Annotated in this window: 15 protein-coding genes and 1 pseudogene; 4 read left to right on the top strand and 12 right to left on the bottom strand. The window is 55.8% G+C overall.

Features of this window, described 5'->3' with window-relative positions; genetic code table 11:
* The first annotated feature begins 21 nt into the window (after positions 1–21).
* On the top strand, positions 22–738 hold the full coding sequence (locus tag ACL2XM_RS05170) for a DUF554 domain-containing protein (protein WP_410014598.1): 717 nt from the start codon (positions 22–24) through the stop codon (positions 736–738).
* 92 nt (positions 739–830) lie between these two features.
* Here the strand turns inward: ACL2XM_RS05170 and ACL2XM_RS05165 are convergent.
* The 3 genes and pseudogenes from ACL2XM_RS05165 to ACL2XM_RS05155 all read right to left on the bottom strand — a co-directional run.
* Positions 831–1148: pseudogene (locus tag ACL2XM_RS05165) on the bottom strand (IS66 family transposase); the annotation flags it as partial.
* A gap of 133 nt (positions 1149–1281) precedes the next feature.
* On the bottom strand, positions 1282–2145 hold the full coding sequence (locus tag ACL2XM_RS05160) for a helix-turn-helix domain-containing protein (protein ID WP_410014597.1): 864 nt from the start codon (positions 2143–2145) through the stop codon (positions 1282–1284).
* Positions 2146–2234: 89 nt separating this feature from the next.
* Positions 2235–3920: an NAD-dependent malic enzyme gene (locus tag ACL2XM_RS05155; protein WP_413732547.1), complete on the bottom strand. Its 1686-nt coding sequence runs from the start codon at positions 3918–3920 to the stop codon at positions 2235–2237.
* Between the two features lie 382 nt (positions 3921–4302).
* Here ACL2XM_RS05155 and ACL2XM_RS05150 point away from each other — a divergent pair, with 382 nt between their 5' ends.
* The 3 genes from ACL2XM_RS05150 (at position 4303) to ACL2XM_RS05140 (ending at position 7007) form a co-directional block, all read left to right on the top strand.
* Positions 4303–5646 carry a 2-hydroxycarboxylate transporter family protein gene (locus ACL2XM_RS05150; RefSeq protein ID WP_410014595.1) on the top strand — a complete coding sequence of 448 codons (1344 nt, stop codon included), beginning with the start codon at positions 4303–4305 and terminating at the stop codon, positions 5644–5646.
* A 205-nt stretch (positions 5647–5851) separates the two neighbouring features.
* Positions 5852–6448: a cytochrome b gene (locus ACL2XM_RS05145; protein WP_413729910.1), complete on the top strand. Its 597-nt coding sequence runs from the start codon at positions 5852–5854 to the stop codon at positions 6446–6448.
* A complete protein-coding gene (locus ACL2XM_RS05140; protein ID WP_413733191.1) occupies positions 6435–7007 on the top strand; it encodes a YceI family protein in 573 nt (190 codons plus the stop codon). Before ACL2XM_RS05145 ends, ACL2XM_RS05140 begins: the two co-directional genes overlap by 14 nt.
* 66 nt (positions 7008–7073) lie before the next feature.
* Here the strand turns inward: ACL2XM_RS05140 and ACL2XM_RS05135 are convergent, their stop codons facing one another.
* From ACL2XM_RS05135 to ACL2XM_RS05095, 9 genes are all read right to left on the bottom strand, one after another.
* A complete protein-coding gene (locus ACL2XM_RS05135; protein WP_410014593.1) occupies positions 7074–9257 on the bottom strand; it encodes a TonB-dependent siderophore receptor in 2184 nt (727 codons plus the stop codon).
* Positions 9258–9620: 363 nt separating this feature from the next.
* Positions 9621–10700 carry a YncE family protein gene (locus tag ACL2XM_RS05130; RefSeq protein WP_410014592.1) on the bottom strand — a complete coding sequence of 360 codons (1080 nt, stop codon included), beginning with the start codon at positions 10698–10700 and terminating at the stop codon, positions 9621–9623.
* 354 nt (positions 10701–11054) lie between these two features.
* Positions 11055–11942: a DMT family transporter gene (locus tag ACL2XM_RS05125; protein WP_413733190.1), complete on the bottom strand. Its 888-nt coding sequence runs from the start codon at positions 11940–11942 to the stop codon at positions 11055–11057.
* 5 nt (positions 11943–11947) lie between these two features.
* Entirely contained in the window at positions 11948–13315 is a 1368-nt protein-coding gene (locus ACL2XM_RS05120) for an amidase (protein WP_410014591.1), read from the bottom strand.
* Entirely contained in the window at positions 13315–13527 is a 213-nt protein-coding gene (locus tag ACL2XM_RS05115; RefSeq protein WP_410014590.1) for a hypothetical protein, read from the bottom strand. The genes ACL2XM_RS05120 and ACL2XM_RS05115 overlap by 1 nt, the downstream gene beginning before the upstream one ends.
* A 10-nt stretch (positions 13528–13537) precedes the next feature.
* Positions 13538–14554, bottom strand: coding sequence for an ABC transporter substrate-binding protein (locus ACL2XM_RS05110; RefSeq protein WP_410014589.1), 1017 nt, complete (start codon positions 14552–14554; stop codon positions 13538–13540).
* Positions 14555–14557: 3 nt separating this feature from the next.
* The gene (locus tag ACL2XM_RS05105; RefSeq protein ID WP_413723123.1) at positions 14558–15394 is read right to left on the bottom strand and encodes an ABC transporter permease; all 837 of its coding nucleotides are present in this window, start codon (positions 15392–15394) and stop codon (positions 14558–14560) included.
* A 22-nt stretch (positions 15395–15416) separates the two neighbouring features.
* Positions 15417–16196, bottom strand: coding sequence for an ABC transporter ATP-binding protein (locus ACL2XM_RS05100; RefSeq protein WP_410014587.1), 780 nt, complete (start codon positions 16194–16196; stop codon positions 15417–15419).
* A gap of 4 nt (positions 16197–16200) precedes the next feature.
* The gene (locus ACL2XM_RS05095; protein ID WP_410014586.1) at positions 16201–17109 is read right to left on the bottom strand and encodes a carbon-nitrogen hydrolase family protein; all 909 of its coding nucleotides are present in this window, start codon (positions 17107–17109) and stop codon (positions 16201–16203) included.
* Between the last annotated feature and the right edge of the window lie 176 nt (positions 17110–17285).

The following is a 17285-nucleotide window of genomic DNA, read 5'->3' as shown; positions in this document are numbered from 1 at the left end:
TAGGATAATCATGAGGATATCATGTTAGGACCATGGCTTAATAGTGCGGCAATTATCTCTGGGGGACTGCTAGGCATTTCATTCGCCAAACATGTACCAGAGCGGCTACGTGAAGGATTACCCGCAACTTTTGCGCTGGCATCGATATCGATCGGTATTGTGATGGTGATAAAAGTACAGAATATGCCGGCGGTAATTTTCGCATTGATCCTTGGAACCACATTAGGTGAATTGTTTTCCCTGGAGCATGGCGTTAAATGGGGGGCAGGAAAGCTTCAGTACTGGCTATCCCGAGTCATCAAAACCCGTAGCACTATGCCAGCAAAAGAATTCGCCCAAAGTTTTACCGCTATGATTGTCCTGTTTTGTGCCAGTGGACTAGGCATAGTCGGCGCATTGACCGAAGGATTCGAAGGTAATTATCAGCTGCTGCTGGTTAAATCGATTATGGACTTTTTTACCGCGATGATTTTTTCGATGTCACTTGGGATTACCTTAGTGATGGTGGCCATACCCCAGCTGTTAATCCAGAGCGCTTTATTTGGACTAGCGGTGTGGATTATGCCATATATGGATAAGGCGGCTTTCGCCGATTTCTCGGCCTGCGGTGGTATAATTATGATTGCCGTGGGACTTCGCATCGCACAGATTAAAATTTTTTCCGTGGTGAATTTTTTACCAGCGCTATTGTTTGTTGTGCCACTTTCTTTTGTATGGAGGGCACTGATGACAGCTTGAAAAAAAATTCTCTGTCGTGCCATTTTTTTTTGCCACTATAAAAAAATTGCCGCGGCATCATAGTAAGCGACCGCCTAGCGCCGTATTGCCCCTTACTCAGCAGGGATGTCGAGGTGCCACGGCAGGAGATCTTTGATCTTGTTGATGGGATGTTCCGCGATAACTGCCAGCACATGACGCAGATACGCTTCCGGTTCCACCCCGTTTAGCTTGTGCAACGCCCGTTCACCGCCGCGGTCCGAACCGAAGAACAGGCAATTTTTGCGGCCCGGGTTCACTACCCGCAGCGCGTTTGCGGCGATATTGTTATCGATCTCCGCCCAGCCATCGCCGGCGTAGTAACACAACACCTGCCAGTGATTCATCAGATAGTTGGACGCCTTCGCCGTATCGGCCTGGCGCGACAGCGTGGTAAAGGCCCTATCAGTAACGATCGGGATCGTGCTTCGCACCCCTGCCTTCGTTACCCGGCCGGACGCCCCCGGATACAAATATCACCCGCACAGCGCATTGGGATACCGCCAGGCAAGGACAACGATGTCTTCAGCGGTATACCGGTATCAGGTATTGGCAATTCGATTGATGCAGCGTTGCTATCTCCTCTTTGCCTTGCGGATAAAAGCACTCTATATCCGGCCCCTGACGGCGCGTTAATTTCAGCTTTGGCAAATAAGTGTCATACAGCATCAAAATAAAATTCTGCAGGCCGCCCGTATCTCCGTTATAGGTAAATAGCGCGTATTCACCGCCCGCCAGTATTACCGGTTGACCTATGGGGGCATACTTTGGCTGAAGCGCAGTGGTGTAACGGAATATGACTTCCTGCCCCATTTCAGGGCTTTTATTCGGCAGTACATGATTTAGACCAAACAAGACGGACGGTAAGATCCGCGCTTGCTCCAAATAGTGAAACCAAAAATCCGTATGCAAATCGGCGCGAAAAAAAGTGCTATCCCGCCCAAGCGACCCGGTATAGCTGCTGGTGACGCCGTATAACTGCACATCCTGTAAGGTGACATAGGTGAGCGGCGGTATAGTCGCGGCGCCTGGTCGTATCGGAGGACAAATGCCAAACGACGGCCACTCCGTCGTATCGCGGTAAAAGGCGGGCGTTTGGCCAAACTGTTTTTTAAACGCCCGGGTGAAGCTCTGCCGGGAGTCAAAATGATATCTGATGGCAATATCAATAATGGGTAAATCGGTGACGCATAACGCCACCGCTGCCCGGGACAATCTGCGCGCCCGGGTATATGAACCCAGCGTCGTACCGGTTATTCTGGAAAACATACGTTGTAAATGCCATTTTGAATAACCTGATTTACTCGCAATCCGATCCATTATTAATGGCTGATCCAAGTTATTTTCCAACCAGCCCAGCAGGGCAAAAATGATGTGGGAGGGATCCATCGGCATTCCTCATAACACTCATGGGCATAAAAAAACACAAACCGGGTGCCGGACCGATAGCCCCAACCCCCAGGTGGCGCATAAACGATTTAAAAAGATGAGTGTTTATAATGGCTATAACCACCCTGCCAATAATTCTGCTCCAATGACCGGGCAAGGTCCTTTTCCGACATGACCGACGCCACGCCTTCTTCCTGGGCGGTTTTGGCCACCTTAACGGCGATCGCGCGCGATATTTGCTGAATATCATTCACCGGCGGCAGTAGCGGCCCCGCGCCGGTCATCGCCAACGGCGAAGTGGCCGCCAATGCCTGGCTGGCCGCCATCAGCATGCCATCGGTGACGCGGCTGGCGCCAGAGGCAAGAATGCCCAGCCCCAGTCCTGGGAAAATATACGCATTATTGCATTGGGGAATATCATAGCGTCGATCCTGGTAAATCACCGGCGCAAACGGGCTGCCCGTCGCTATCATTGCCGCGCCTTCGGTCCAGGCGAGCACGTCCTGCGGTCGGGCCTCCGCGCGCGATGTCGGATTGGACAGCGGCATAATAATCGGCCGCGGGCAGTGGCGCAGCATTTCGTGCACGATTTCCTCAGTAAACAGCCCTGTCTGGCCGGAGACGCCGATAAGCACGCTCGGCTTGGCGTGACGCACCACGTCCAGCAGCGAGACGCTGGGTGTAGTCAGGCCCCAGCCGGCGAGCGAGGTGCGGGCGGTCACCAGCCGGCGCTGGAAATCAAGCAGGTTGGGCATATCGTCGGTCAACAGACCAAATCTATCGACCATAAAGACCTGGGCACGGGCTTCTTTTTCTCCGGCCCCTTCCGCCATCATTTGCGCGATGATATTTTCAGCAATGCCGCAGCCGGCGGAACCCGCCCCGAGGAATACGACCCGGTGATCGCGTAACCGGCCGCCCGCGGCATGGCTGGCGGCGATCAGGGTTCCCAGCGTTACCGCGGCGGTACCCTGGATATCATCGTTAAAACAGCACAGCGTATGGCGATAACGTTCAAGCAGGGGCATGGCGTTCTTTTGGGCGAAATCCTCGAACTGCAACAAGACGCGGGGCCAGCGGGTATTGACCGCCACGATAAAGGCGTCGATGAAGGCCATATATTCGTCATCGTTTATGCGCGGGTGCCGCCAGCCCATATACAGCGGGTCGTCCAGGCACTGCATATTGTTGGTTCCGACGTCCAGCATGATCGGTAACGTTTGTGCCGGGTTAATGCCGCCGCAGGCGGTATATAAAGAGAGCTTGCCGATAGGAATGCCCATGCCGCCAATGCCCTGATCGCCCAACCCTAGAATGCGCTCCCCGTCGGTAACCACAATGATTCTGATATCATGTTTAGAGAAATTCTGCAGCATGTCGTCAATACGATCCCGGTCCGGATAGGCAATAAACAACCCTCTGGCGCGGCGATAGATCGCCGAAAATCGCTCGCAGGCCTCGCCGACCGTTGGGGTGTAAATAATCGGCAGCATTTCGTCAAGATGATAACGCAACAAATTATAAAACAATGTCTCGTTGGTGTCCTGGATATTACGCAAATAGATATGTTTTGAAATATCCCGTTTAAATTGGCAGTATTGAGAATAAGCGCGCTCCGTTTGCTCGCCGATGGTTTCGACCTGATTCGGTAACAGTCCGCAGAGATTGAGGGCGCGACGCTCTTGTTCGGTGAAAGCCGATCCCTTATTCAGCAAGGGATTATCCAGCAGCAATGACCCGGTATAATGTGTGTACAACGTTTTGCACGATGCCATTTCACAACCCTCGCATATAACATCAATAAATACGCTTGTATTTATATTTTTCACTCGCAGCCGGCGAGCAGCTTGGCATAAAGCAGTTGTCCGCACCCGGCTAAAAAATCCATCAGTGGTGACTGTTATAGCATGTCAGGTTGCAACTCTCAGTTAAATTTAATTATTAATATGCATTTTTAACTATTTAAAGTTTTTTTAATTAAACAAAGATTAATTAAATTACCAAAAAGATTGTGTGATGAGTAGCGCACACAAATTATACATCTGAGTATAAAATAAAACATTATAATTTTATAATACGTACTTAACGTCAGCCATTTAATCAATAAAACCCATTAACCTCTTATCAGCGCACCGCCAAAACAGCAAGGTGATTATAATGGAAAAAATCGACAAACCAATTGAGAATTATGAAAAAACAGCAACGTCGCCCTCATCGACATTCTTCAGGCAATGCAACGGCGCTGATATCAGTTCGGTGCCGTTGATTCTTTTCATTACCATCGCCAGCATCGTGTTTATTTCCGCCTATTCCAGCTACCTGCCTAAAAATATGATTGGTGGTTTGGCCGTCATTATGACCCTGGGATTTTTGCTGTCGCATATTGGCCGACGGATTCCCGTGCTGCGCGATATTGGCGGCCCAGCCATTCTTTGTCTAATGGTACCGTCGGTAATGGTTTTTTTTGGCGTTTTTAAAATTAACACCCTGGAGACGGTACACCTGTTAATGAAGGAGGCCAACCTGCTGTATTTTGTTATCGCCAGCCTGGTGGTCGGCAGTATCCTCGGCATGAACCGTATTGTCCTGGTGCAAGGCATGATCCGTATGTTTATACCCTTGCTGGCGGGAACCGCAACGGCGGCGATAAGCGGATTGGTGGTGGGTAAATTATTCGGGTATAGCGTTTACCATACTTTTTTCTTTATTATCGTCCCCATCCTGGGCGGCGGGATCGGCGAAGGTATTTTACCCCTTTCCCTGGCTTATTCCGCCATCCTGGGCGCCTCGCCGGATGTTTACGTGGCGCAGTTGGCTCCCGCCGCCGTCGTGGGCAATATTTTCGCTATCGTCTGCGCCGGCGTGCTGGCCCGTTTGGGCACCCGCCGCACTCACTGGAGTGGCGATGGCACATTAATCAGGTCGGCGGCGGAAAATGCCTTGTTTGCCCGAAAAGAAGAAGAACGTCCGGTGGATTTCGCGCTGATGGGCGGCGGTTTATTGATGATTTGCACCTTTTTCATCGTTGGGGGTTTAGTCGAAAAATGGGTTCATATTCCCGGACCGGTATTGATGATTCTGATTGCCGTACTGTGTAAATACGCGCGGGTGATCCCGGCAAAGATGGAGGAAGGAGCCCATAGTTTTTATAAATTTGTATCCACCACACTGGTATGGCCGCTTATGATTGGACTGGGCATGCTGTATGTCCCGCTGGAAAGCGTCGTCGCGGTGTTCTCCCTCGGCTATGTGATCGTCTGTGCCTCGGTGGTCATTTCCATGGGCGTCGTGAGTTTTCTGATTGCGCCTTATCTCAATATGTACCCGATCGAGGCCGCCATCGTCACATGCTGCCACAGCGGACTGGGCGGGACCGGCGACGTTGCCATTCTATCAGCGTCAAACCGCATGTCATTGATGCCGTTCGCCCAGATATCCACCCGGATCGGCGGAGCATCGACGGTCATCGGCGCCACATTACTCCTTGGATGGCTGATCTAGCATCCGCTACCGGGCCTATGCCAACGCCGTTCTCCGCGGGCTTAAAAATAACCTTGCCCACGTCTGATGCCAACATTTCCAAGGCAGGACTCGTTGTTTCTATTTACAAAACTTTAACGTATTTGACACGACTTAAATTGCTTTTTTATTTCAATCTGTTTTATTTGTTGACCAATGGTAACGCAACCCACGAGGACGATGCCTTATGCGCTGGCGCAACTCAGTCGACAGTTTCGGCCATATCAGCATTGCTATCCACTGGCTGGTGGCGTTGGCCGTTTACGGTATGTTTGCGCTTGGCCTGTGGATGGTGACGCTTGGCTATTATGCGACCTGGTATCATCGCGCGCCCGAACTGCACAAAAGCATCGGCTGTCTCCTGTTCGCCATGATGATCTTACGCCTGATCTGGCGTTTTATTTCCCCGCCGCCCAAACCCCTCAGCCATTACTCGCCGCTGACCCGCGCCGGCGCGGTGCTGGCGCATTGGACTTTATATATCCTGCTCTTCGCCCTGCTTACCAGCGGGTATTTGATTTCCACCGCGGACGGGCAGCCGATAAATGTATTCGGCTGGTTTTCCGTTCCGGCCACCCTGAGCGGCCTGGCGGGGCAAGCCGATTTAGCGGGCGACATCCATTTGTACCTGGCGTGGTGCGTGGTGATCCTGTCGGTATTGCACGGCCTGGCCGCGTTAAAACATCATTTTATCGATGGCGACATCACGCTTAAGCGGATGCTTGGGTATCACCTTCATCAACCTGCGCAATATAAGGAAAAACACCATGCTGAAAAAGACTAGCCTGGGCCTGGCGACGGTCGCGTTATTTTTCGCCTCGGGCATAGCCGTTGCGGCGGAGTATAAAATTGATAAACAGGGCCAGCATGCTTTTATTCAATTCAAGATCAAACATCTTGGCTACAGCTGGCTCTACGGCGGTTTTAGGGATTTTGACGGCGGCTTCACATTCGACGCTGATAATCCCGCCGCCAGCAAGGTGAACGTGGTGATTAACACCGCAAGCGTCGATACCAATCATGCGGAACGCGATAAACATCTCAGGAGCGCGGAGTTCCTCAACGTAGCACAACATCCCCAGGCCACCTTCGCCTCCACGCAGGTGAAAAAAGACGGCGATGAATGGGATATCACCGGCAACCTGACGTTAAACGGCGTGACCAAACCCATTACCCTGGAAGCCAAATTGGTCGGCCAGGGCAACGATCCCTGGGGCGGCTATCGCGCGGGTTTCGAAGCTGAAGGAACCCTGGCGCTAAAAGATTTTAATATCACCACGGATCTGGGTCCGGCCTCGCAGCAGGTGGACGTGCTTATTTCAATTGAAGGGATCAGGCAGTGACCTGCCGGCCATCCCCGTTTTTTCACCGCCGCCAGGGTTCTCTGCTTTCCGGCGGCGCAATATCCGTCAGAACGACGTGGTTAAGCCGGCATAATAGGCTCGTCCTGGTTCGTTATATGTTAATGCGCCTTCGTTTTCACGATAAATGCGTTTATCCAGCAGATTGCTGATACCGACATTGACCCGGACATTTTTTGTCACATCGTAATTCAGGCCGACGCCCAGCACGGAATAAGCACCCAGTTCTTTGCTGGACAGCGAGCCGACTTCGTTGCGTATGTCCGCGTATTCACGCGGTTTCTGCCGGCCGTACATGGTCCAGGCCGCATTGGCGGACAATTTATCGTTAACCTGCCAGTCCAGCAGGGTATTGATGGTGTATTTGGGAATCACCGATAGCGGATTGCCGGTTTCCTTATTCTCGGAGGTGATCATATAAGTGGCATTGGTACGCCAGTTCAGCGTATCGGGCAGCACCGGTATCGCCAGATTAGCCTCCAGCCCTTCCACCAGCGCCTTGCCGCCATTTTCCCAGCGCAGGATATTGCCGCCGTCCGACGCGGTGCCGATAACATCGGTGCCGGCCACGATTTTATTACGGTAATCGTTACGGAAATAAGTGATGCCGGCGTCATAGCCGTTGGCAGTAAATTCCAGGCCGATCTCTTTGTTGATACTGATTTCCGGGTTTAAGTCATCGTTGCCGAGCAGGTAGCAGGCGCCGGTGGCGACCCCCGCCGGGCAGCCGTTGCCATTGGTGCGCAATAAATACCCTTCGCTTGATTGATACAGATTAGGCGCCTTAAACACCCGGGCGATGCCCGCCTTGAGCTTGAAAAAATCGCCGAGCTCCTGGGACATATTCAGGCTGGGGCTCCAATTGGCGCCGAACTTGCTGTGATAATCGAAACGCAGTCCGGGGATAAGGTCGGTGCCTGGCAGGGCTTCGATATTATCTTCAAAATAGAGCGCGCTTAATTCCGCGCTATTTTTACTGCTGCGCAGCGCGGGATTGCCCGATACACCGCCGATGTTCGCATTGGTCTGGCTGGTGGCATGCATCGATGCCGGGTCGTTCAGCTCTTCGCGGTTCCATTCGGCGCCAAGGGTAGCGGTTTGATCCACCAATAACTTCAGCGGGATATTCAGCTCCGTATTGGCTTTGTAGTTCTCCAGCCGGCTGGTGGAGAAGGTGTCGCTATTGATCATGCCTTCTACGCGTCCCGTCGACCCCTCCATCAGGCGCGTATTATTGGTTTTTTCATAATAGAAGCCGGTGCGGGACTGGCCCCAGTCCCAGACGCCGTTATGGGTCACGCCATAATTCTGGCGGTACATGCGGTTGGTTTCCTCGCCATACAGCGTCGGCACCAGGCTGCTGACGTTACCATTGCTGTACTGGGTATCGCCGGTGTAGATATTGCCCTGGCGGCTGTAGCCGTATTCGAAGTCCATGCTTTGCCGGGGATCGATTTTCCATGATAGCAGCGTGTTGATGTCCTTGTTGCGCACCCCTTCGCGGCCGGCGGCATAGGAGCCATTTTGCTGGGTATTGATATCGGGGCTGTCGGCGTCGGTTTTATTGATATTGCCGTACAATCGCATGGTCAGCACATCGTCGATCAGCGGACCGCTCAGGCTGAAATTGGCCCGTTTGGTGGCGCCTTCCTTATCATCCTCCGGCTGGTTGGTATACAGGGATAACGACCCGTGCCAATCGTTGGTCGGCCGCTTGGTGATAATATTCACCACGCCGCCCGCAGCGCCGGAACCGTAGCGCGCGGCCGCAGGCCCTCTCAACACTTCGATCCGCTCGACCATCTCCACCGGCACCCAGTTGGTATCGCCGCGGGTATCGCGCTCCCCGCGCCAGCTGTAGCGCACCGCATTACGCGACGTGACCGGTTTGCCGTCTATCAGGATCAGCGTATTTTCCGGCCCCATGCCGCGGATATCGATTTGGCGGTTGTTGCCGCGGCTGCCCGAGGCGCTGTTGCCGGTCAAGTTGACGCCGGGCATTTTGCGGATGATATCCGACAGGTCATTTACCGGCGGTTCTTTTTTAATGTCGTCCGCGGTAATAATGGATACGCCGGGCTGCTGTTTCAGCTCCTCTTCGGCCGTGGCCTTGACGACCATCACGTCCTCGCTGTCGGTTTCCCCCGTCGTTTCGGCGCCGGCGCCGCTGCTGAAAATGGCGGTGAATAAAATGGCGAGCGGTCCCATAGTGAAATTTTTAGTTACACACATTTATTATGATCCTATTGCAATTTATATTTTCCCAAGAGAATACGAATAGTAATAAGAATCGTTATCATTGTATATGAATGCGGGAATTCTTCACATTTTCTCCTTAATGTGAAGAACGGTGGTTTTCTGAGCATACCAGTGCGTGAGCCAGGCGCGCTTTCTGCGACGTCTTGAATGGGGAATGCAAAGCCGGTTGTTGGAGAATATCAGCAGTAATCGGGTAAGCGCCCAGAGCCTGCCACCGCCGTTGGGCAACCCGCAGCGGAAATGCCCCGCTTGCGCCGTGCCTCCGGCACGTCCAGTTCCGGGGCGGGCGGCATATCGGAAAGGGTCAGGCAGGACGCCGTCGCGCCCTGCCGGATATTACTGCAGCGCGATACGCATCACGTCATCCGGGCTGGTGGCTTCCTGCTGGCGGCTGGAAGCCTGCTTTACGCTGACATACAGCGTTTGGCCGTCGGGCGACAGAGCCAGGCTATTCGGATGCACCGGGGTAGCGATGGTGCGCAGCACGTTATAGGTCTTGGCGTCGATCACGCTCACCTGCCCCGCCTGGCGGTGGGTTACATAGACTTCGTTGCGCGCCGGGTTAAACAGCACCGCCAGCGATGCCGGCACGCCGATTTTCGCCAGGATATTACCGTTGCGGGTATCCGCCACCAGCACCTGCGGCTGTTTGGAATCGGTGATAAACGCGCGGTGCGTCGCCGGGTCCAGGCTGAGGTTGAGGAAAAAGTGTTCCGTCGCGGTTTCATCGAGCTTTTTGCGCAGCACCACGTTGTTGGTGACGGTGTCGATGGACAGCAGTTCGTTGTCGGCATTGGTCACGTACAGGCGTTTTGCCGCCGCGTCCAGCGCCAGCCCGGTGCCCATTTTGCCGATATCGTCCAGGGTGGCGCGCAGGGTCAGGGTAGCGCCGTCCACCACCCATATCACGCTGGACTCACCCAGTCCGGCGATATAAAGGGTATTGGTCTCCTGGTCCACCACCAGCTCACGCGGCGCCAGCGGTTTGACGGTGTCAGAACGCTGGCGCCCATCCAGCACCAGCCGGCCTGTTACCGCGCCGGTTTTGGCGTCGATGGCGGTGACCGCGCCGTCGACGGTGTTGCCGAAGTATAGGGTATCGGTCTTGGTATTGATGGCGGCGCCGAAGGGTTTGATATCGTTGTGGATAATCTGGGTGATATCAAGCGTGGCGGGGTCGAGGCGATATACCACCCCGCCTTTGTCCAGCTTGCGGCTTTGCGAGGTGGCCAGGTAAAGCGCGTCGCCTTGCGTGCTGTACGCCATCTCGTAAGCGCCTTTGCCGACGGGTTTGCGCAGCGGCTCCTGTGCCGCCCAGGCCTCCTGGGCCAGGGTAAACAACAGCGCGCCAGCCAGCAGCAGCGCATACGCCGCGCGTGGCCCCGGCCGTCCGCCGGTGGTCGTTATCACGTCCATACTATCTCCATTTCAATGAATTGAGGTTGCCGCCGGGCCAGCGCCAGGCAGCTAAAAGGGGTTTCACATTGCATCAAGAAGCAGCAAGAGCCGGAACGTCATGGCGTCCCGATCTTTATATGAGAATAATAATCATTATTTTTTGAAAAGCACAATGATTTTACCAACCCAATCAGGTGTTTCGTAACGCATTCTGACACCGCAAATGAATGTCACCCGACGCTAAACCGGGCCGTGGCCGCACCCCTTTTATCGCTACCGTCTGCTTTAGCGGCCGGCTTCATTTCACCGTCGGGCGGCCCTGTACGGCGGTGGAAGCCGCGCGGTTCGGCGGTATTCAGCCGGAGACTTTTTTTAACGCCGGCGACGTTCCGCGGATATGGGGATTCCTCGGCCGTATCGTCCCGGATTCATCACCGCGATGAAAATGCTGCCGACAACCAGTACGGCGCCCAGCAGCTTGCCCTGATCCAGTTTTTCGCCCAGTATCGCCGCCCCCAACAACACCGCCAGCGCCGGGCTGAGTAGCGACCAGGGAAGGATTTGGTTTACCGGATACTTTTTCAATAACCCGTACCAGAGCGAATAGGATATCAGCGACGAACCCAGCGCGCTGTAGATTATCCCAAGCCAACCCCGCCAGCCCGCCGCCAGGAACAGCGTCAATTGGTGATGCTCCGTTAGGAAGGAACAAAGTGAAACCAGGGGAATGGCAAACAGCGACAGCCAGCCGGTCATCGCCAGCGGCGGGATCGGCGGCGATCGCTTAATCACAATAGTGGTCACGGCCCACCCGCCGGCGCTTAACAGCAGCAAAGCCGGCCCATGCCATGAATTCAGCGCGGGGCTGCCGGAGAGCACCACCACGCCCGCCACAGCGCCGCAAACACCGATTATCTGCCGCAATGTGAGCCTTTCCTTCAGCCATACCGCCGCCAGCGCCATCGCCATCGGGGTCCCCATCTGTACCAGCACGGCCGCGCTGCCGGCATCGGTATAGCGCATACCGAGCAGCAGCAGTGAAAAGTGAACAAAACCAAAGGTAAATGCCAATAAACACAGTAGCGGGACCTGTTGCCACCGTATTGGATTGAACGGCACCAGTACTGCCGCCACAATCATAAAGCGAACCAACAACATCAGCAGAGGCGGCAGTTCCATCAGGCCGAATTTCATGGCGATCACGTTGAACGCCCAGCCCGATGCTACCACCAGCAGAATCAGCACATCCTGGAACAGCAGTTTTTTCAACGGTTGACCATAACCGGCGTGCGCCGGTGGTAGTCGCTTTCCCGCTGGAAACAGGCGGCGATGCCCATCAGTCGCTGTTCGCCGCCATCCGGGCCAATCAGCTGCATGCCGATGGGTAAGCCCGCACTGTCAAAACCGGCGGGAAGGTTCAGGGCGGGCAGCGCGGCCAGGCTGGCAAGCGCGTTAAAGCGCATATTGCCGGTGAGCACGCTCTCATCATCATCGCCGATGCGTACCTGCGTCTGGCCTTTCAACGGCGCGGTAAACGGCAGCGTGGGTGCCAGTATCACGTCCACTTGGTTGAATTTTTCCACCATTTGCTGTCGTAATGCGGTGCGATAGCGCTGCGCCTGCAAATACTCCACCGCGCTGATGCCCAGGCCGGCCTGCAACAGCAGGCGGACATCTTCCCCGTACTCCCCGGCCCGGTCCGCCAGCCACGGTGCATGCAGCGCGGCCGGCTCGGCCAGATTGATTAACACCAGGGCATTAACCGCCTGCTCCAGTCCGCTGAACGACAGGGTTTCGCAGCGGCCCCCGGCGGCGCGGAACCAGTCCGTCAAATCATGATAGGCGCGCGCCACGTCCGGCTGTACTTTCTCGCTATACTCCCCCAGCAGGCCAATGCGCAGGCCGTGCAGATCGGGTAAGGCGGCGGGTACGGTATCGCCGGTCAGCGCACTGAACATCAGCGCGCAGTCTTCGGCATAGCCGGCCAGCGGCCCGACGGTGTCGAGACTGGCGGCCAGCGGGAAAATGCCGTCGGTGGCGATCCGTCCCACGCCCGGGCGCAACCCGGTAACGCCATTCATGGCGGCGGGCAGCCGGATGGACCCGCCGGTATCGGTGCCCAGCGCGCCCAGCGCGCTGCGCACCGCCGCCGCCACGCCCGATCCACCGCTTGAGCCGGCTGGTATGCGGTTGCCATCCCAGGCGTTGCCGCTGGGGCCGTAATGGGGATTATCCGTCGTGCCGCCCCAGGCGAATTCATGCATATTGGTGCTGCCGATGATAATCGCGCCGGCCCGTTTTAACCGCCGCACGACCCCGGCATCGCGCTGCGCCAGCGATCCGGCCAGTATCCGGCTGCCGGCGTGCATCTCCTGCCCCGCCAGGGCGATATTGGCTTTAATGGCGATCGGCATCCCCTGGAGGGGACCGAGATCGTAGCCCTGCTCCAGCAGCGTCTGGCTGGCCTGCGCCACGTTGCGTGCCTGATCGCGATAAAGCGCGTTAAACGCATTCAGATCGCGGGTGGCGGCTTCGCGTGCCAGGCAGGCCTCCAGCAGCTCCGGGAAGCTGAACTGCCGGGCTCGCACCCGGCGTCCGGCTTCGCCCATGGAAAACGCTAACAGGTCGTCCATCAGCCCTCCTCCACGGCCATCGCCGTCGGCGGATGCAGCGGCGAGACCCACGCGGTGGCCGGCAACAGGGCCGGCGGGAAATGGCGCGCGCCGTAGGCGGCCACGCCGGCGGCCCGCTGCGCGCAGTCGCCAAGCAATGGGAGTAATAGCGCGGCATCCGCCGGGGTATAAAGGTTAATCAGCGCCAAACGCGCGGCGATTTCATCATTCATGGCCCCGCTCCTACTGTTTACCCATGGCATCTACCGCCTGCTTGGCTTTGCCGGCCAGTTCGGTATTCACATTGCTGTCGTAGGACGTGGCGGCCGAGGGATAGGCCTTGATGTTTTTGGCATACAGGGCAATGTTCATATTGTTGTCCCACGCTTTTTGCGAGACCAGCACATTCTCCGGATAGCCCTTGGCGTCGATTTCGCGCAGCACCGCGGTGCGCACCAGATCCTTGGGCACATTGGGGAAGTATTTGGCGGCAATCTCCACCGCCCGGTCGGTATTGCTGTAAATAAAGCGCGACGCCATTTCAAAGGCGGTCACCACGCCCTGCGCCTGCGCGGGGTTCTTGTCGATGTAGTCCTGGGTCGTGGTCAGGCTGGAGAACGCAAAGGGAAACCAGTCCTGGTTGGCGGAAAATGAATACACCACATGCAGGCCGTTCTGCTTTTCCGCCATCGAGGTCTGCGGCTCCACCGCCAGCGCATAGTCGGCACGATCGGCCACCACCGCCGGGATTTCATTGCCTATCGCCACATGCACCAGCTTCACATTGCTTAATTTTTGCTGCTTGATCAGATAGCTCATAAATGCCCAGGTGGTGTCGGGCTGCGGACTGGTCACCACCCGCTTATTGGACAAAAAGCTCAGGTTATTTTGCAGCGGCGTGGCGTCCTTGCCGAAGATAAACACCGTCGGCGCGTTTTGCACGCCGGCCACCACGACTCCGCCGCCGCCATTTTCATGGGATTTCGGCACAAACACCGGGTCCTGGATGGAAAAATCCGCCGAACCGCCGATCACCGCCGCCCAGGATTGGGAGCCGCCTCCGCCGGTGCTGATCTTGACCTCAAGGCCCTGCTGTTTAAAAAAGCCCTGTTCCTGCGCGACATACAGCGGCAGGTAGAGCAATGATTGAAAAGCCTGGTTGATGCGCACCGGCGTTTGCGCCGCCGACGCCGACCCCCACACCGCGCCGCACAGTACCGCAGCCAGGGTAAAACTACGTATACGCTTGCTTGTATTCATTTTTCAGGCCCTTTCCCATGAGAGAATCATACGTTCGAGTAAAGCAACTAACCCGTTGAAAATCAGCATCATAACCATCACCAGCACAATACCCGCCAGGACGATATTCATACCGAAATTGGAACTGCCCAGCAGGATCATATGTCCGACGCCGGCGTCGGAGGAGATGTATTCCCCGACGATGGCGCCCACCAGGGCGAAACCGACGTTCAGGCGCAGGCCGGACACGACCCACAGCATGGCGGACGGCACTACCAGCTTGACGAAAATCACCGTGCGCGAGGCATCGAAGGACCGCAGCAGGTTTATCAGGTCGGGGTCGGTGCGCAGGGCGCCCTTATAGGAGGTGGTCAGCGAAACCACCACGCAGGAGAAGGCGACGATAACCACTTTGGACAGCATTTCCGTGCCAAACCAGATGATAGTGATGGGCGCGATGGCCAATACCGGAATGGCGCCGATGGCGGCGATAAAGGGCGCGGCCAGATCGGAAATAAATTTGGAGTACCACAGCAACAATCCCAGGATAGACCCGCCTATCGCGCCGACGACAAAGCCTATCAGCGTCTCGTAGGTGGTGATTTGAATGTCGGCCAGCAGTTCGCCGGACTGGAAGCGCTGCACAAGCACCTCCCACACCATGCTGGGACTGGCGAACAGGAACTTGCTGATGCTGCCGTTGCGTACGCCGATTTCCCAGCCGGCCAGCAGGCCGGCCACTATCAGTATCTGCAACAGCAGCAACGTATAGCGCCTGACGGCCGGGGTACGGAAAAAGGACTCCAGCCGTTCGCTCTTGCGGGACGTGTTCACCCGGGTAGGTTGCGGAATACTGCTCATGATTGCGCCTCGCGAAAAACATTCATATATTGACCGGGGCGGCGCCGATGCTGCGCCAAATCATTTCGTAATACTCATTGAAGCGCGGCGAAAGCCGGCGCTCGGGAATGATCATGCTGTCGGTTTCCAAATCGACCCTTATCTCGTGTACGATTTCGCCCGGCCTGGCTTTCATGACATAGACCCGATCCGAGAGCGTGACCGCCTCCTCGATATCGTGGGTGATAAATATCACCGTCTTTTTCTGCTGTTTCACCACCGTCAGCAGTTCCGACTCCAGCGAGACTTTCAGCGGATAATCCAGCGCCTTATACGCTTCATCCATCAGGATGATTTCGGGCTCGGTAACCATGGTGCGCATTAACGCCACCCGTTGTTTCATGCCGCCGGACAGCTGGGCGGGATATTTATCCTCGTACCCTTCCATGTGGTAAGTACGCAATAAGTCGGCGGCGCGTTCACGGGCGATTTTTTTATTTATTCCCCGCACCTCCAGGCCCAGGATGATGTTCTCCAGCACGGTTCGCCAGGGGAACAGCAGGTCTTTTTGCAGGACATAGCCCAGATCCGGCGAGGGGCTGCCGGTGGTCTCGCGGTTTTTGATAATGATGTGGCCGTCGTCCGGCGCCAGCAGGCCGGTGATAATATTAAACAGCGTGGATTTACCGCAGCCGCTGGGGCCGACAAAGGAGATAAACTCATTTTCATCGGCATGAAAATCCAGGGCATTGAGCACCGCCACCGGCCCCGCGGCCGAGACATAGCTTTTGGAGATATTAACTGCTTCCAGGGTATGCGGCATGACGTTATTCCCCCACCTGTCGGGTATGGTAATGGCGGACGGTTAACGGCGGATCGGATGCCCGCACCGGCACATAATCCTTGAGGAAAAAGTACCCCATATACCCTACGCTGCGCGCGCGGGTGATATCCTGCCGGATGTTGACGCTCGCCAGGGCGATGCCCGCCGCATTGCCGGTATCGGCAATAATATTGCCACGCGGATCGATGATGCGGCTGTGGCCGTGATACAGCAGGTTGCCATGGGGACCGTGCAAATTGGATTCCACCATCCAGCATTGATTTTCCATCGCGCGCACCCGGCCGAACAGGGTATAGCTGTCGACCATGGAATCCTGCTCCGGATCCCGGCTGTCGCCCGCCAGCCCCCAGGCGGTGGGCATGATCATGATATCCGCCCCGTTGAGGGCCAGTTCGCGGGTACTTTCAGGAAACACCTTGTCATAACAAATCAGCATGCCGATGCGGCCGAGCGCCGTATCGAATACCGGGAAACCCTCGCCGGGATAATAAACATGCTTCTCGTCCCCCGGCTGGTGCACTTTGCGATAGCGGCCCACCTCCCCGCCCGGTCCCAGCAGCACCACGGTGTTGAACAGGACTTCCGGGTAACGGGGATGGCGCTCGGTCATGCCCACTACCGCATAGACCTGATGCCGGATCACCGCCTCGCGGATCTGGCCGATGCCCTCCCCGCTTTCGATCACTTCGGCGTTGGCGAATTGCCAGGCCACGTTATCGAAATCCAGACTCAGGGTATCGGTCAGGTAGCCTTGCAAAATTTGCTCGGGAAACACCACCAGCCTGGCGCCGGCGGCGACGGCCTGCGCCAGTAGCGCGAGGATATTGCCGACATTACGCGGCTTGTCATAAAACGCCTGCATGGAAACGGTAGCAATAATGGTTTCGCTCACGTCCTTCTCCCGTAGCTTAATGAATCAACCGCCGCCGGTTTTCCCGGACCCGCGGGTTGCGCTGGTTTTCACATCATGCCGCCTATTTTTCATTTACACCAAAATGTTTTTCTTATAGTAAAAAATAAGCGATCCATGAGAAAATAACGTACACTTCAGCGCTAAGTAGGTACTCA

Source organism: Sodalis sp. RH20 (assembly GCF_047324205.1).
Taxonomy (GTDB): domain Bacteria; phylum Pseudomonadota; class Gammaproteobacteria; order Enterobacterales; family Enterobacteriaceae; genus Acerihabitans.
Note: the sequence above shows the minus strand (reverse complement) of the source record. Positions and strands in the feature narration are given on the sequence as shown.

Coding starts and splice junctions, on each gene's coding strand:
- ACL2XM_RS05145 (WP_413729910.1), top strand. CDS start 5,852: ATGCGCTGGCGCAACTCAGTCGACAGTTTCGGCCATATCAGCATTGCT.
- ACL2XM_RS05120 (WP_410014591.1), bottom strand. CDS start 13,315: ATGGACGACCTGTTAGCGTTTTCCATGGGCGAAGCCGGACGCCGGGTG.
- ACL2XM_RS05100 (WP_410014587.1), bottom strand. CDS start 16,196: ATGCCGCATACCCTGGAAGCAGTTAATATCTCCAAAAGCTATGTCTCG.
- ACL2XM_RS05130 (WP_410014592.1), bottom strand. CDS start 10,700: ATGGACGTGATAACGACCACCGGCGGACGGCCGGGGCCACGCGCGGCG.
- ACL2XM_RS05160 (WP_410014597.1), bottom strand. CDS start 2,145: ATGGATCCCTCCCACATCATTTTTGCCCTGCTGGGCTGGTTGGAAAAT.
- ACL2XM_RS05170 (WP_410014598.1), top strand. CDS start 22: ATGTTAGGACCATGGCTTAATAGTGCGGCAATTATCTCTGGGGGACTG.
- ACL2XM_RS05150 (WP_410014595.1), top strand. CDS start 4,303: ATGGAAAAAATCGACAAACCAATTGAGAATTATGAAAAAACAGCAACG.
- ACL2XM_RS05105 (WP_413723123.1), bottom strand. CDS start 15,394: ATGAGCAGTATTCCGCAACCTACCCGGGTGAACACGTCCCGCAAGAGC.
- ACL2XM_RS05110 (WP_410014589.1), bottom strand. CDS start 14,554: ATGAATACAAGCAAGCGTATACGTAGTTTTACCCTGGCTGCGGTACTG.
- ACL2XM_RS05115 (WP_410014590.1), bottom strand. CDS start 13,527: ATGAATGATGAAATCGCCGCGCGTTTGGCGCTGATTAACCTTTATACC.
- ACL2XM_RS05155 (WP_413732547.1), bottom strand. CDS start 3,920: ATGGCATCGTGCAAAACGTTGTACACACATTATACCGGGTCATTGCTG.
- ACL2XM_RS05135 (WP_410014593.1), bottom strand. CDS start 9,257: ATGTGTGTAACTAAAAATTTCACTATGGGACCGCTCGCCATTTTATTC.